12 protein-coding genes and 2 pseudogenes are annotated in these 13,350 nt (G+C 68.6%); 5 read left to right on the forward strand and 9 right to left on the reverse strand.

Features of this window, described 5'->3' with window-relative positions; genetic code table 11:
• Positions 1 to 8 precede the first annotated feature (8 nt).
• Positions 9 to 224 (reverse strand): annotated as a pseudogene (locus MFF24_RS22235) (helix-turn-helix domain-containing protein); the annotation flags it as partial.
• Here MFF24_RS22235 and MFF24_RS22240 point away from each other — a divergent pair.
• Positions 211 to 378 (forward strand): annotated as a pseudogene (locus tag MFF24_RS22240) (aldo/keto reductase); the annotation flags it as partial. The pseudogenes MFF24_RS22235 and MFF24_RS22240 overlap by 14 nt on opposite strands.
• A 1-nt stretch (position 379) precedes the next feature.
• Here MFF24_RS22240 and MFF24_RS22245 read toward each other — a convergent pair.
• From MFF24_RS22245 to MFF24_RS22275, 7 genes are all read right to left on the reverse strand, one after another.
• A complete protein-coding gene (locus MFF24_RS22245; protein ID WP_238227865.1) occupies positions 380 to 1,072 on the reverse strand; it encodes a glutamine amidotransferase-related protein in 693 nt (230 codons plus the stop codon).
• 44 nt (positions 1,073 to 1,116) lie between these two features.
• Entirely contained in the window at positions 1,117 to 1,632 is a 516-nt protein-coding gene (locus tag MFF24_RS22250; RefSeq protein ID WP_238227867.1) for a hypothetical protein, read from the reverse strand.
• Positions 1,629 to 3,653, reverse strand: a complete 2,025-nt coding sequence (locus MFF24_RS22255; protein ID WP_238227869.1) for a hypothetical protein — start codon at positions 3,651 to 3,653, stop codon at positions 1,629 to 1,631. The genes MFF24_RS22250 and MFF24_RS22255 overlap by 4 nt, the downstream gene beginning before the upstream one ends.
• A 374-nt stretch (positions 3,654 to 4,027) precedes the next feature.
• Entirely contained in the window at positions 4,028 to 4,609 is a 582-nt protein-coding gene (locus MFF24_RS22260) for a hypothetical protein (RefSeq protein ID WP_238227871.1), read from the reverse strand.
• 18 nt (positions 4,610 to 4,627) lie between these two features.
• Positions 4,628 to 5,113: an ATP-dependent Clp protease ATP-binding subunit gene (locus MFF24_RS22265; RefSeq protein ID WP_108938762.1), complete on the reverse strand. Its 486-nt coding sequence runs from the start codon at positions 5,111 to 5,113 to the stop codon at positions 4,628 to 4,630.
• Between the two features lie 47 nt (positions 5,114 to 5,160).
• The gene (locus MFF24_RS22270; protein WP_238227873.1) at positions 5,161 to 6,999 is read right to left on the reverse strand and encodes a chromosome partitioning protein ParA; all 1,839 of its coding nucleotides are present in this window, start codon (positions 6,997 to 6,999) and stop codon (positions 5,161 to 5,163) included.
• Between the two features lie 153 nt (positions 7,000 to 7,152).
• Complete coding sequence (locus tag MFF24_RS22275; protein WP_238227875.1) at positions 7,153 to 8,313, reverse strand: ceramide glucosyltransferase; 1,161 nt, start codon at positions 8,311 to 8,313, stop codon at positions 7,153 to 7,155.
• A gap of 116 nt (positions 8,314 to 8,429) precedes the next feature.
• Here MFF24_RS22275 and MFF24_RS22280 point away from each other — a divergent pair, with 116 nt between their 5' ends.
• The 4 genes from MFF24_RS22280 to MFF24_RS22295 all read left to right on the forward strand — a co-directional run bounded on the left by MFF24_RS22280 (position 8,430) and on the right by MFF24_RS22295 (position 12,622).
• A complete protein-coding gene (locus MFF24_RS22280) occupies positions 8,430 to 9,326 on the forward strand; it encodes a histone deacetylase family protein (protein ID WP_238227943.1) in 897 nt (298 codons plus the stop codon).
• 97 nt (positions 9,327 to 9,423) lie between these two features.
• A complete protein-coding gene (locus MFF24_RS22285) occupies positions 9,424 to 9,852 on the forward strand; it encodes a DUF1810 domain-containing protein (protein ID WP_238227877.1) in 429 nt (142 codons plus the stop codon).
• A 244-nt stretch (positions 9,853 to 10,096) separates the two neighbouring features.
• Positions 10,097 to 11,167 carry an ATP-grasp domain-containing protein gene (locus tag MFF24_RS22290; RefSeq protein ID WP_238227879.1) on the forward strand — a complete coding sequence of 357 codons (1,071 nt, stop codon included), beginning with the start codon at positions 10,097 to 10,099 and terminating at the stop codon, positions 11,165 to 11,167.
• A 141-nt stretch (positions 11,168 to 11,308) separates the two neighbouring features.
• The gene (locus MFF24_RS22295) at positions 11,309 to 12,622 is read left to right on the forward strand and encodes a GNAT family N-acetyltransferase (RefSeq protein ID WP_238227880.1); all 1,314 of its coding nucleotides are present in this window, start codon (positions 11,309 to 11,311) and stop codon (positions 12,620 to 12,622) included.
• A gap of 19 nt (positions 12,623 to 12,641) precedes the next feature.
• Here MFF24_RS22295 and tsaA read toward each other — a convergent pair whose 3' ends face one another.
• Positions 12,642 to 13,148 (reverse strand): tRNA (N6-threonylcarbamoyladenosine(37)-N6)-methyltransferase TrmO, encoded by a 507-nt coding sequence (tsaA, locus tag MFF24_RS22300; protein WP_238227882.1) that lies wholly within the window; start codon positions 13,146 to 13,148, stop codon positions 12,642 to 12,644.
• Positions 13,149 to 13,350: the final 202 nt, after the last annotated feature.

A 13,350-nucleotide genomic window follows, 5' to 3' on the forward strand; every position in this document is an offset into this window, starting at 1 on the left:
GAAAGCAACTATGGCAGCGTCGGCTCGGCGGTGAGACGCGCGCGGATCGCGGCGCCGTCCCGGCCCGGCGGCGCTCCGAACAGGCGGCGATAGTCGCGGCTGAACTGCGACGGGCTCTCGTAGCCGATGGCGTAGCCCACGCCCGCCACGTCTCCGGCGGAGAGCAGCAGGCGCCGCCCTTCGTGGAGCCGGACCTGCTTCTGGAACTGGACCGGGGTCATCGTCGGGGCCAAGCGCGTCGAGCAGCTTCAGGACAATATCGGGGCGACGCGGGTGCAACTCGACACCGACGACCGCGCGCGGCTCGATGCGGCCACCCGGCTGCCGCCGGAATATCCCGGCTGGATGCTGGAGCGGCAGGGCGCCTACCGCGGCTGATTCATTCGCGCAGGAAGCGCCGGATCCAACCGCCGACGCGGGCGCTGTCGTGCGGCGCTTCCAGCGAAGCCAAAGCCGCCGGCACAAGGTCCGGGTCGGTCGCGCCGGCCCGGTGGCCGTCGGTGAGCGCGCGGGCGTAGTCCGGCGCGAATTCCGGGTGGCACTGGAAGGAGAGGGCAGGGCGGTCGATCCAGGCCAGGACGCCATTGGGCGTGAAGGCGCTGCCGGCCAGCACCCGCGCGCCAGGCGGCAGGGCCACGACCTGATCCTGATGGCTCACCGGGATGGCGATGCTCTCCGCCTCGTCCATGAAGGGCGCGCGCTCCACCACGTCGTAGGCGTGCAGCCCCAGGCCCCAGCCACGCTGCGACCGCTCCACCCGCCCGCCAAAGGCCTGCGCCAGGGCCTGATGCCCGAAGCAGAGACCGACGAGCTTCTTCGAGCGGTCGAGGCGGCGCAGAAAGGCGAGCAGATCCTCGACCCAGGGGATCGGATCGTAGACCGAGGCGGGCGAACCGGTGATGACGAAGGCATCGAACGCCTCCGGCGTCTCGGGCCAACGCCCCGCCGTTACGTCGAAGCCTTCGAAGCGGTGGCCGTCACCGATCAGCGCCGCCACCATCGCGCCGTAGGAGGGAAAGCGGCCGCCGAGCCGCTCGGGCGGATGGCCGGTCTCGAGGATGGCGATGTTCATGGGCTTCCCTAGCCCATCGACGGCGGCGTGCGGAAGAACGCCCGTCACTGCGCCCCGGCGAGGCAGGTCCGCTGCGCCCGCAGCGCTTCGGCGGCCCCCGACAGGTCGAACGACGTCACCTGCCCTGAGATCTCCGCCCGCGCGCTGTCGGCCCGCGACAGGATCTCCGCCGGATCACGTTGTTCCGGCTTAATCGGCAGCACCAGACTGTCCGGCACCGGAGCCGCGGCGCGGCCCGACCACAGCGTCGCGCCGCCGACGGTGAGCCGGACCGTTTCGAACGATCCCGGCGCCCGCTGCCAAGCGGAGGAGGAGAGGCCGACATAACGCTCGCCGGCGCGCGTGACCTGGTAGCCGAAGGTCTGCCCGTTCGCGCGCCGCTCGATGGTGCAATAGGCTCCGAGCGGGCCACTCGACGATTTGAGCAGCCATGCGCCGACCATGCGCTCGGTCACGGTGTAGCGACCGATCTGGCGCTGCGTCTGGGCGCGGACCTCCGGCACGTTGAGCCATCCGGCCAGAACGAGGGCGAGCGCGACGGTCCAGCCTGCCGGCGTCACCGGCAGAGGCCCTGGCGCGCGAGGCAGGGCAGGAACAGCTCCTCCGCGACGGGCAGGTCGATGGTCTTGGCTTCGAGCTTCGTCATCGCCCACTCGGCCTTGCCGGAGACCGGTTCGATCAGCCAGCGGACGATGCGCGGTTCATCGCGCTTCGGATCGTTCGGCAGGCGAACCTCCATGTACTGCTTGGACCACCACAGCATTCCCGAGGTCGGGAAGGTGACCGCGATCGTCTGCCGGGCGCCGCCGCACACGACCTGACGCACCGGAATTGCGGTGTCGGAGCCGGGCTTCGGTCTGATCGTTGCCGCCAACAATCCGTCGCCGGCCCCCGAGGCCTTCAGCGCCTCCTTGCAACGTGCTTCCTCGCGGCGTGTCTCGAAGGCACGGGCGGCGTCGAGGCAGGCCAGGACCAGCGGCCTCAGCGTCTCGTCGGAGGGAAGCGGATCGCGTCCGCATCGCAGGATGGGCGCCTCGGGCGTCCGCGCCATCGGATCGGCCGCAGCGAACGCCTTCTCGACCTCATCTCTCGCCGCGCGGACGGCCTCCGCGCGGGCGCCGGCCGCCTTTGCGTTGAATTCGGCCAGCAGTGCCGGCGGCGGATAGGCCCCTGCGAGATCGCCGGTGTCCATCAGGAACCAGTGGTTCGTGCGCAGGCCCTCGAAGGTCTTCGGCGCGGCCTCGATCCGCTCGACCTGGGCCTGGAAGGAGCGCCGGATCGTCCGGTCGACATAGCTGTCGGCGGCCTCGGTGCAGACCTTGTAGAGCCGCGACAGCGCGTCGTTGCCCCAGGAACGGCCGACGAGGCTCTGGCAGCGTGAGCGCGCTTGGTCGAGGGGAAGGCTCGTAGGGGTCTCCTTGGCGAACGCATCCTCGATCTCTCGGACGGCGGCCCGCTCCAGCTCCGCGCGACGCGGTTCGAGCGGCGCTCCGACGAAGCGCTCGTAGAGGGCCCGCGGGACGTCGTTCCGGCGCAGCTCCTCCTGGCTTAGATGCAGCCCGTTCGTATCGCGGAGCGTCGCCAGGGTCGGCGGAAGGGCGCACAGGCGCTCCCGCTGCTCGCGCAGCCACGCCGCATTGCGCCCGCGCCGCTCGATCTCCGGATAGGACTGGGTCAGGAGGCGGACGACTGTCTTGCCCTCCTTGCAGGATTGCACCTGCTGGATGAGGCTTTCGGTGAAGGCGCGGTTCCAAGCCTCCACCGGCAGGCCGACGGCGAGTTCGAGCCGCTCGGTGTCGATATAGCCGAAGTCCGAGAGCCGCTCGCACAAGCTGTCCATTGGAAGCGGCTGCAAGGGGCTGTTTTGATCTGCGAGGCGGTCGGCCACGAGACGCAGGCGATCGAGCGCGGATTGCCGGGCGGCGGCGTCGCGTTCCAGCGAGCCCTGGGGCGTCGCCTCGGCGCTCGATCCCGCGCGCAACGCTGCGACAAGCCGCTCGCGCTCCTCCGGCGTAGCGATGGGGGCGTCGGCGAGCCGTTTGCGCTCCGCCTCGTAGAACCGCTTCCAGAAGGCCGGCGCGGCCTCGGCGTAGCGCTGGCGATAGGCCTGCTGGTCGAGTTCCGGCAGCAGTTCGATCGGCGGCAGGCGCTGCTGTTCGGCCGCGGCGGCGCGGGCGGTCCGGACCGTCGGTTCGGCTTCGCCGAAGAGAGCGAACAGGCCGTCCATGCGCGCCTTCGCGCTCTCGGTGCGTTCCACCGTGAACGGTTCGCACTCGGTCTGCGGCCGGCCCTGGTAGCTGAGCCAGCGGCCGTGAAGCGTCTCGCCGTCCGGCTGCGTGCGCAGCGCGAGCCAGGGGCGGCCACGCCGGTCGGATAGGACGAGACCGTCAGCGGTCGATTGCGCCGTCAGTTCGAGGGCCTGGAAGGACTGCCCGTCCGCCCTCCGGAAGAAGACGTTGAACCGCGCGTCCGCCGGGGAAAATTCCCAATCGTCGAGCGTCAGGTTGCCGTTGCAGACATGCGTGCCGCGATAAAATTTCGCCTCGCCGGCTCCGGCTCCACCAATCAGGCCTCCCGACACAACGAGGATAGCGAGCGCTCTTGCAAGACATTGCATCGATGAACCGGGTCTCTCCGAGAGCGAGCCGCAGTTCTGATCCGCGGCGCTGCTGATCGAGCCCGGAGCTAAACTGGATTTGCGACGACAATGCAACCAGAGCACGAAAGAGGGTCGGCATCGTATGAACGGCGATTGCCCTGTCATTCTGCGGGCCCCAGTCGCCGGTGTCCGCGTCCGGCGGTTCCCAACCCGGATCAAGGCCGCCAGACGCGGCATCCCCGGCAGGGGGGAGGGCAGTGGGAGCGATGCAGAGCGAGAGCGTTGCCGTTTCCGGGGCATGGGCCCGCGGCACCGGTCGACCGCGCTGCCGAGAGCCCGTTTCCGGCTCCGGAACGTCACAGGCCCAGGTCGATGCCGGGCTCTGGCGATGCGGCGCTCGACGAAGTGCCGTGAGGCGCCGCGGAGGCGGGCAGCGACTCGGGCGCGATTAGCTCACCGGCCGGACGAGACGGCAGGCGGATTCTGTCGTTTCCGGCCGCGCCGTCCAGCTCGACATGGAAGGTCTGATAGATGAAGGCGAGCAAGTCCTCTGCCGCGGCGGCGCGCTTTTCGGCGGAGGCTGCGCACGCTTTCGCGTCGTGATAGCGCCGCTGCAGCCCCTCGTTCTCGGATAAAGCCGTTTGCAGGGCCATCTTCGTCGCGTCGATCGTCAGCTGGCATTCCCGGATTTCACCGGCCAGGGCCGTTCGCTCCCGCTGCCAGCGGACCCGCTCCTGCTGGACGCTCCGGATCAGGCTCAGCGTCTGCGGTTCGATCGTATCCCGCCAGCGCTGCAGGTCATGGATCGTGTCCGCAGCCTGCTTCACCAACCCCAGCACATCGGACAGCCCGACTTCGATGTCGAACAGCGTCCGTTCAGAGGCTTGAACCGGTAGACGCGGCTCGCCGGTCGTCGGGCAGGAACTGTCAACACTCATGACGGCGAGGTCTCGCCTTTAGGGGGTGTCCTGCCCGCCATCCCCGGATTCTGCGGTCTCGGGTTTGGTCTTGGAGCCGAAGGCCGTGAACACGGCATCGTGGATCCGCACCAGCCAAGTCTCCGCCTCCTTGGCGCGCGTCTCGGCGCGGCGGGCGCGGTCTTCCGCCTGCGACAGCAGGAGCTGGTTCGATGCGATCGTCTTCTGAAGCTGGCGTACCTCGTCCTCGGCCTGGGCGATGACGTTCCTCAGCTGGTTCTCCAGATCGACGGCGCGCTCCTCGCTGATCCGGATCGCCTCGGCCGCCTCCTGCACGAGATCGATCGCCGAGACCCAGTCGCGCTGCGGCAACGACGGCGCAGCCCCGTCGGAGGAGGCGCCCTCCGAACCGGCCGGGGAGAAACTGATCACTTTATCGCCCGGTCGCGTCACGTTGGCCTGCCAAGCCCTCATGAGAATCGAGTTGCCGGAGGAGGGGGCGTCCTTCACAGCTTGCTCTGACATTCAACGATCCTTCCAGCTCTTCTTCAACGGGCGGTGTCGGACGAGGCCTATTTGCCGGTGGAGGTGAACGGGCGGACGTTGCTCACCGCGTCGGCCGAAGCCTGCGCGGTCTCGTCGTCGGCCTCGTCGTTCATCTGCTCCCGCCAGGGGCGCCCCGAGCGTTTCAAGGCATCGTGCTGCTTCTGAAGCGTGGCCCGGCTCTCGCGGGCGATGTCGAGAGCCCCCTGCAGCAGGGCCCGCTCCGAACGCTCGTTCTGCAACTCCTCCGTCAATCTGCGATTGGAGGCTTCGAGATCGGCGCGGGCGGCTTCGTGCCGGTGGGTCAGGTGCTCGATGCGGTCGTTGAGAACCGCGTTGCGGTTCATCGTCTGCTCGATCGCGGCATCCTTGGCGGCCAGCGCCTTGTTGAGCATGTCGCAGCGGCTGTCGAGTTCGCCGCGGATCCGCTGGATTTCCTGGAAGCGATCGGACTGGCGGGCAAGATCGGCCTGCAGCGCTTCGAGGCGCCGTTCCAGCGTGCTGCGCGCGATCGTCGCCTCCTTGAAGTTGCGGTCGACCGCGCGGAACTCCTCGTCCTTGTCCCGCAACTGATTGCGCGCCTGCACCAGCAACTGCTCCGTCGAGGCCGCGCGGTTCGCGGCGGCTTCGAGTTTCATCGCGAGACTGGCGCGATCGTTCCGCAAAGCGGCCAATTCCGTTTCGTGCTGGACCTCGTTGCGCTCCCGCACCGAGATCTCCGTCGCGAGCTGCGTCTCGATGAGGCGCAGGCGCTGCCGGTCCGCCTCGGCGGTGGCCGTGAGGTCGCGATGGCGGGCATCGAGATCCGCGAGCTGCGTCGCCTGCTCCTCGCTGAGAAGCTGGAGCCTTCGCCCGTCGGTCTCCAGCAGGCTGTTCTTCTCGCGCAGATTGTTCAGCTCGTGCTCGGAGCGCGCCAGGGCGCTGTCGGCGGCCTGCGCCTCTTGCCGCAGCGCTCGGCTCTCGCTCACCAGGGCCTTGTTCTGCTCGACCTCGGAGAAGAGCTGCCGCTCCAGATTCTCGATGACCGACAGCTTGTCGCGCAGATCAATCTGATACGCTTCGACCGCCGCATCGCGCTCGCGCAGGTTCTCCAGCGTCCGTTTCGCCTGTCCTTGCGAATCCACCAGTTCGTTGGTCAGGCGCGAGAGCTTCGCCGACAGGTCCACGACCTCGTCGCGCAAGCCGCTGTTGGCGCTGACTTCCTGGGACAGAGTGCTCTCGAGCTCGGCGATCCGCACGCTGGCTTTCGAAAGCTCGCTGCTGATGCTCGCCAGCGGCTGCAGGATCAGCGTGAAATCATCCTGGAGGCTGCGGAGATCCTCCAGTCGGCCGACCATCGCGTCGATGCGCTGCCGGACGACCTCGTCGCGCTGACCGATGGCATCGAGCGTGGGCGCCGCCGGCTCCGGCGCGGGACGCGGGCGTCTGCCGCCCTCCATCAGGTCGGGCATGGCGGCCTTCGGCAACCGTGGCGAGGGGGATGGTTCCGGGGCCGCAGACCGTTGCTCCGCGTCCCTGTCTCGGTTGGCGGATGACGTCGGCAGCACGTTTCGGAACGGCATCCAAGCCATCGCTGTGTGATCCCCTGACGACACGGCGAGTTCGCGGTGCTTACTGCTTTTTAACAGATCTGTTGACCAAGGCGAGTCGGCGGCTTCGTTGGCAACAGGCTTCTTTCCGAAAATGAATGTGCCGGTGTTTCGACTATTTTTGGATAAATTTGCTGCTTTATAAGTATTGTTTTGGATGTATTCGAGTCCTGGTTTCGCTGGGCGGGTGCCGATGATAACAGATTTGTGTTTCGGATCGCGGCACTGCCGACGGATCTGCTCAGTTGAGCGGCCCAGCGTGCGGGTCCGACAATCCATCACGCGCCTGCACCTGTGATCGCGATGCTGGCCAACAGGGGCGGTGGACGAAATCGCGTCGGAAAAGGAGGCGCTCGTCGAAGGCGGTCCGCCGCAGGCATCTCACCCTGGTGCGAGCAGCGCCTCGATCGGCAGGCCCGCGGTCGGACGCGGTCAGGCCGCGCTCGGTCCCGTCTCCAGCGGGGCCGCGTCGCGGGTGCGAATGTCCATGGTATTGCCGCGCCAGACGATGGCGGTGCGGGCCCAGGCGCTCGCCCAGATCGCAGGCAGCAGGGCGTCGCGGACGAGGAAGGCGGCGAGCATCCGCGGCGAGCGGTGCCAGCCGGCGCGGGCGGCGAGCGCCATCTCCGCGCCGTACCACAGCGCACCCGCTCCGCAGAGCCAGAGCGCGGCCTCGGCCGTCCCCGCCACGAGACCCGCCAGCATCAGCGGCAGCAGGGCGCCGATGCCGATCTCGGGGGCGAAGAACAGCGGGAAGGTCACTCGCCGCAGGCGCGCCCAGCGCACCTGCCGCGACCAGACCTCCGCCAGGTTGCGGCGCCCGAGGGGCTGGCGGAAGGGCGCGGCGACGAGATGGACCCGCTTGCCCGCCGCGCGCACGAGCTTGGTGGCGGCAGCGTCCTCGGCGATCTCGGCGTTCAGCGCGCGGATGCCGCCCTGCGCTTCGAGGAAGGGCTTGTTCCAGAGCATGCTCTTGCCCTGGGCGAAGCCGAGCCCGAGCGCCTCGCCGGCATATTGCCAGCGGGCCTGCAGGGTGTTGAGGAAGGCGCACTCCACCTCGGCGAAGAAGTTGCCCGGCCGCGATCCGATCGGCGTCGAGCAGACGAGGCCGCTATCGGTGCGCCACGCCGCCTGCATCTGCTGGATATAGTCAGCTGGCATCAGGACGTTGGAATCGGCGAGGATCACCCATTCATGCCGGGCGTCGTCCCAGCCGCGCACGCAGTTGTTGAGCTTCGGATTGCCGCCAAGGCGCTCGTCGCCGAGGATCAGCCGCGAGGGGATCTGCGGATGCGCCGCCCGCAGCCGCTCCAGCAGCGGCAGGATCGGGTCGCCCGCATCCGCCACGCAGAAGATCAGCTCGTAGGCCGGATAATCGAGCCGGAAGCTCGCCAGCAGCGTCTCCTCGCTGAACGCTTCCAGGCCGCGCAGGGGCCGCACCACCGAGACGGGTGCGCCGGCGGGGAAAGCCGAGGGCTTCCCCTTGCGCCCGATCCGCAGGGCCGCCACGGCGAGGCTGGCGAGGTTGACCGCAACGAGGGCCGCGCAGAGCGCGAGGGCGGCGGAGGCGCCGCTCTCCGGCAGGGCGATCATGCGCGGCGTCTCCCGTCGATCGTGATGTCCGGGCGCGACGGCGCGTCCCATCACGCCCCTAGCAGCGCCGTCTTATCAGGCGTGTGACACTTCCCACGCTGATCCAGGCCGCCTCCTTGATCCCGATCGTGTTCCATCCGGCCTACGAGGCCGAGTTGCCGGCGGGCCACCGCTTTCCGATGCGCAAATACGGCCGGCTCGCCGAGATCCTGCACGCCCGCGGCCTCGTGCCGGAGGGCTTCGTCACGCCCGAGCCCGCCGATGCGGCCCTGCTCTCGGGCGCGCACAAGCCGGGCTATGTCGAGGCCGTGCTGGCCCTCGAGGTGCCGCGCGCGATCGAGCGGGCGATCGGCTTGCCCGTGACGGAGGGCGTCGCCGCCCGCTCCCGCGCCTCGGCCGGCGGCACGCTGCGCGCCGCGCGTCTCGCGCTCGCCCACGGACTTGCCGGGAGCACCGCCGGCGGCAGCCACCATGCGCGGCGGGCCGGTGGGGCGGGCTTCTGCGTGTTCAACGACGTGGCGGTGGCCGCCCTGGCCCTGCGGCGCGAGGGAGCGATCACCCGGGCGCTCGTCATCGATCTCGACGTGCATCAGGGCGACGGCACCGCCGATTGCCTCGCCCGCGAACCGGACCTGTTCACGCTCTCGGTCCATTGCGAGCGCAACTACCCGCACGACAAGGTGCCGGGGGATCTCGATATCGGCCTGCCCGACGGGTTGGGGGACGCGGAGTATCTCGCGGTGCTGGAGGCGCGCCTGCCCGGCCTGATACAAAACTTTGCGCCGGACTTGATCTTCTACAATGCCGGCGTCGATCCCCACCGCGACGACCGGCTCGGCCGCCTCTGCCTCACCGATGACGGCTTGCGCGCCCGCGACCGCACCGTCGTCGGGCTCGCGCGCTCACGCGGCATCCCGCTCTGCGCGGTGATCGGCGGCGGCTACGGCAGCGACGTCGATGCGCTCGCCGCCCGCCACGCCCTTGTCTTCGAGGCGATGGCGGCCCTGGCTTGAGGAACGCGCGCCCGTCCCAGCCGGTTGGCCTGCCTCACGAGGTGGTTGCAAGACGGCCGGGGCGGAGTCCGATTGCCCGCGCCGCGGGGGGCAAGCGATGGACGACGGGTTCGACCTGAACCGCTTCGTGGAGGCGCAGACCGGTGTCTACGAGACGGCGCTCGCGGAGTTGCGGGGCGGACGCAAGCGGAGCCACTGGATGTGGTTCATCTTCCCTCAGATCACCGGGCTCGGCTCCAGTGCCATGGCCCGGCGCTACGCGATCGGCTCGCTGGCGGAGGCGCGGGCCTATCTCGCCCATCCGTTGCTCGGCGAGAGGTTGCGGACCTGCACGCGGGCGGTGAACGCCTGGGAGGATCGCTCGGCTCACACACTGTTCGGTGCGCCCGACGACGTGAAGTTCCGCTCCTCCATGACGCTGTTCGCGCAGGCCGATCCGGATGCGCCGGACTTCACCCGCGCGCTCGCGACGTTCTTCGACGGCCGGCCCGACCCGCTGACCCTGGAGCGGCTGTCGCAGCGCTGATCAAAGATCGTTGCCCGGTCGGGCTCGCGCCTTAGCCGAAGCGGGAAGCAGCAATTCAGTTCTAACCCTATATATCCCATGCGCGCATCAGTATAGAACTGATACAAATATCGGCCCTGCTATAGCAGAGTTGTTGACGTTAAATTTTGCATGAAGAAGGGTGTTCCGAAGCCGACGACCATAAAACACTGTGATGAGCCCGTCATCTGCCTGTGCAGAGATTGTTCGGGCATGAGGCTTTGCGATGAAACGCGCGCTTGTTCTGGCCTGTGGCCCGCGCATCCAGTATCGAGTCTTGCGATGCGCGAGCGAATGCTTCCGTGAAGTCTACGTACTTGGCGCAGGTGAAGCCCATCTTCTGAAGCGATCCCGGTTTTGTGAAAGGTTCATCGCGTTCACGGGTGACTTTGCCGACCCTCAGCCATCCGATCTTATTGAGATTCGTCGGCTCTGTGCGGTCCACGACATCGATATGGTTCTGCCGAGTTGCAGCCGGACGACGCGGCTCCTGGCCGTCCACGGTGCGCAGATCGGGGCGCCGATCTTTCCGGTGCCGGCCCAGGACACGTTCGACGCGCTCGATGACAAGTGGCGCTTCGCCGGTGTCTGCGCCGACCTCGATCTGCCCGTTCCGATGACACGCCGCTACGAGACGATGGTGGATCTGCGCGACGACCCCGACCATGCCCGCTTCGGTTACCCTTTGATTCTGAAGCCGGCGGCGATGTCGGGGGGCTACGGCGTGCGGCGGATCGATTCAGCCGATGCGCTTCCCGAACATCTCAATTACTCGCCGATCATCTGCCAGGAATACATACCGGGAGAAGAGCTGAGCAGCTTCTACCTGTGCGAGGCCGGGCGGATCATGGCCTCGTTTTCCTATCGCCGGACCCTCACCAAACTGGAGGAGATCCGGGTGCCGGTCATCGATGACCATGCCCGCCGGTTGATCGAGCACTTCCGCTATCAAGGGGTGATCGGCTTCGACATCCGTCGCAGTCCGGAGGGCCGGATCGCCTTCATCGAGTGCAACCCGCGCTTCTGGTACCACATGGACGTGGCGATGCTGGCGGGCCTGAACTTCGTCACCCTCGGCTGCCGTCTGCGCGAGGGGGAGGCCGGGGCCTCCGACCCCGAGACGCTCAAGATCCGCTCGCCGCGCCGCTTGTGCGGGAATTTGCTCACGCCCTGGCGCCTGAACCGAGCCGAGCGAGCCTATCTTCGCTACATCATCCGCGATCCGGCAATGTCCGGCTGGGCCGCGTTTCAGAGCGCCATCGGCCGCTACCGCCTCGCCGGCGGGCAGCTCCTGTAAGGGCATCCGCCGCGCCGGCGCCGCCTTCGCTCATCCGGATGTACTCCTGAAGAACGCGTGCTTCGAGCGCGGCTTTGTCGTCGTTCTGAAGCGGGGCAGAAAAGGCACCGCCGGGGCGGTAATGCCGGGGAGAGGCCGTCCATGGATGCGAGCGGCGACTTCAAGAGTCTGGGCACGGCCGAGGCCGTCCCGGCCCCGATCCCGGACGACACGGCTTCCGTCCGATTGCCGGCCCCTGCCGAAATATCCGTCGAGTTCGCCGCGGCGCCGCGCTTCCGCGCGCTCGCCGCGGATTGGCGGCGCTTGGTTCAGCGCTGCGCCGAGCCGAACGTGTTCATGGAGCCCGCCATCGCCGGTGCGATCTACACGGTGACCGAGACGCCGCTGCACGTCCTCCTCGTCTGGTCCCCTCGTGCCGGGGAAGGGGTCGAGTTGATCGGCGTGTGGCTCCTCGTGAGCGCACGGCCCTCCTCGCGCCTGCCGATCCGGACGCTGGAAGCCCCGTGCAACTCACTGACCTTCCTCGGCTCGCCCGTGCTCGATCGCGATCATGCGGTCGCGGCCCTGGCGGCGATGCTGGCGGCCGTCGCCCGCAATCCCGCCCTGCCGAATCTGATCTGCGCCAACCAGATCGCGGCCGACGGGCCGGTCTTCTCCGCGCTCATGGCTGCGGTCGAGCGGCAGGGTGCCCGCGTCGTCGCCGTCGAGCGGCGGCACCGCGCCAAGTTCAGTGCGCCGGTCGCGGGGCAATCTGCACCGGTCCATGCCGTCTCTTCGAAACGGCGCGCCGAGATGCGGCGGCAACGCAAGCGACTCGCGGAGCGCGGCGACCTGCGCCATGTCAGTTATCGCAAGCCGGAGGAGATCAGCGCGGCGTTTCAGGAATTCGTCGAGCTGGAGGCCGCCGGCTGGAAGGGTCGGGCGAGCCGGCGCGGGCGGGCGATCCGCAACGCGCCGCCGCTGCGCACCTTCGCCGAGACGATGATCGTCGGATTGGCGCGGGACGGCTGCGCCGGCATCGAAGCCCTGCGGCTGGACGGCCGGGCGATCGCGATGAACATCTGGCTGCGATCCGGCCGTACGGCGTTCGGCTGGAAGATGGCCTACGACGAGAGCTACGCGAAATGGGGGCCCGGCTCGCTGCTGATGGAGGCGACGACCGAGTCGGTGTTTGCGGAAGGAGCCATCGACACCTTCGATTCGTGCAACCGGGACAGCTCGGCCGCGCTGGCGCAGCTTTGGCCGGAGCGGCGCGAGATTGCGGATCTCGTGATCGACGTCGCCCCCGGCGGCTCCATGCGCGGCCGGCTGACGGCTCTGTCCGAGACGCTGTTCCGGCAGGGGCGCGGTTGGGCGCGGCGGACCTACAAGAGCCACGTCAAACCGCTTTACCTGCGCGCTCTCGCCCGGCTGACGACGAGGGCAGGATCCGGGACGGAAGGGACGGAGCGGTAGGCGTCCCGATCCTGCCTGATCAGGACGCCGCCGCTGCATCCGTCCCGGCGCGATCGACCCGCGCGTCCGGCCGGCTGTCGGTGGAGGCGAAATAGGGCTTGATATCGAGGAGCGGCGTGCCGTCGAGGCAGTCGAGCCCGCGCACGCTGACCGTGCCGTCACCGATGGCGAGTCGCTCGACCACGGCCAGGGCGATCGGGTTCGGCCGCGCCGGCGAGCGCAGCGAGAAGGTGCCGCGGCTGGCGGGCGCGTGGCGCGGCTGCTGGCGCACGAGGTCGCGCGCCGCCCGGTCCATCCAGTAGAGGACGATCAGGTGCGTGGCGCCCTTCAGATTCTGCAGCGCCGGCTGGTAGCGCGCATCGACTTCGAGCGTGCAGACCGCATCCGTCTGGGTGTTGTTCTTCGGGCACTCGGCGCGGGTCTTCCAGGGCGTGCGCACCCGGCCGATGAAGTAGAGGCCAGCATCGTATTCGGCGGGCAGCGAGATCGCCTCCTCGCCAGGGCGCCGCTCGACATCCTCGTTCATCCGCCCTCGCGCTCCCGGTCCAGGTGTCTGCTTTGGCTTTTGCATCGTCCGTTTCTGGAAGCTAACGGCCACCTGGCGGGATGATGCTCTCACGATGCCTTGTCGCCCTGGCACGGCGTTGCCGCAAGGCGGGCCGCTTTCCTGCAAGCCGCTTGCTCGTCTCGCCGGCCGGGTCGGTGTAGACACCCTGGGGCGAGCGGGG

It is taken from the genome of Methylorubrum aminovorans (genome assembly GCF_022179725.1).
Taxonomy (GTDB): domain Bacteria; phylum Pseudomonadota; class Alphaproteobacteria; order Rhizobiales; family Beijerinckiaceae; genus Methylobacterium; species Methylobacterium aminovorans.

Bases quoted from the DNA above. Each gene is read 5' to 3' on its own strand.
- MFF24_RS22245 (WP_238227865.1), bottom strand. From the start codon at position 1,072: ATGAACATCGCCATCCTCGAGACCGGCCATCCGCCCGAGCGGCTCGGC.
- MFF24_RS22260 (WP_238227871.1), bottom strand. From the start codon at position 4,609: ATGAGTGTTGACAGTTCCTGCCCGACGACCGGCGAGCCGCGTCTACCG.
- MFF24_RS22265 (WP_108938762.1), bottom strand. From the start codon at position 5,113: ATGTCAGAGCAAGCTGTGAAGGACGCCCCCTCCTCCGGCAACTCGATT.
- MFF24_RS22270 (WP_238227873.1), bottom strand. From the start codon at position 6,999: ATGGATTGTCGGACCCGCACGCTGGGCCGCTCAACTGAGCAGATCCGT.
- MFF24_RS22275 (WP_238227875.1), bottom strand. From the start codon at position 8,313: ATGATCGCCCTGCCGGAGAGCGGCGCCTCCGCCGCCCTCGCGCTCTGC.
- MFF24_RS22285 (WP_238227877.1), top strand. From the start codon at position 9,424: ATGGACGACGGGTTCGACCTGAACCGCTTCGTGGAGGCGCAGACCGGT.
- MFF24_RS22290 (WP_238227879.1), top strand. From the start codon at position 10,097: ATGAAACGCGCGCTTGTTCTGGCCTGTGGCCCGCGCATCCAGTATCGA.
- MFF24_RS22295 (WP_238227880.1), top strand. From the start codon at position 11,309: ATGGATGCGAGCGGCGACTTCAAGAGTCTGGGCACGGCCGAGGCCGTC.
- tsaA (WP_238227882.1), bottom strand. From the start codon at position 13,148: ATGAACGAGGATGTCGAGCGGCGCCCTGGCGAGGAGGCGATCTCGCTG.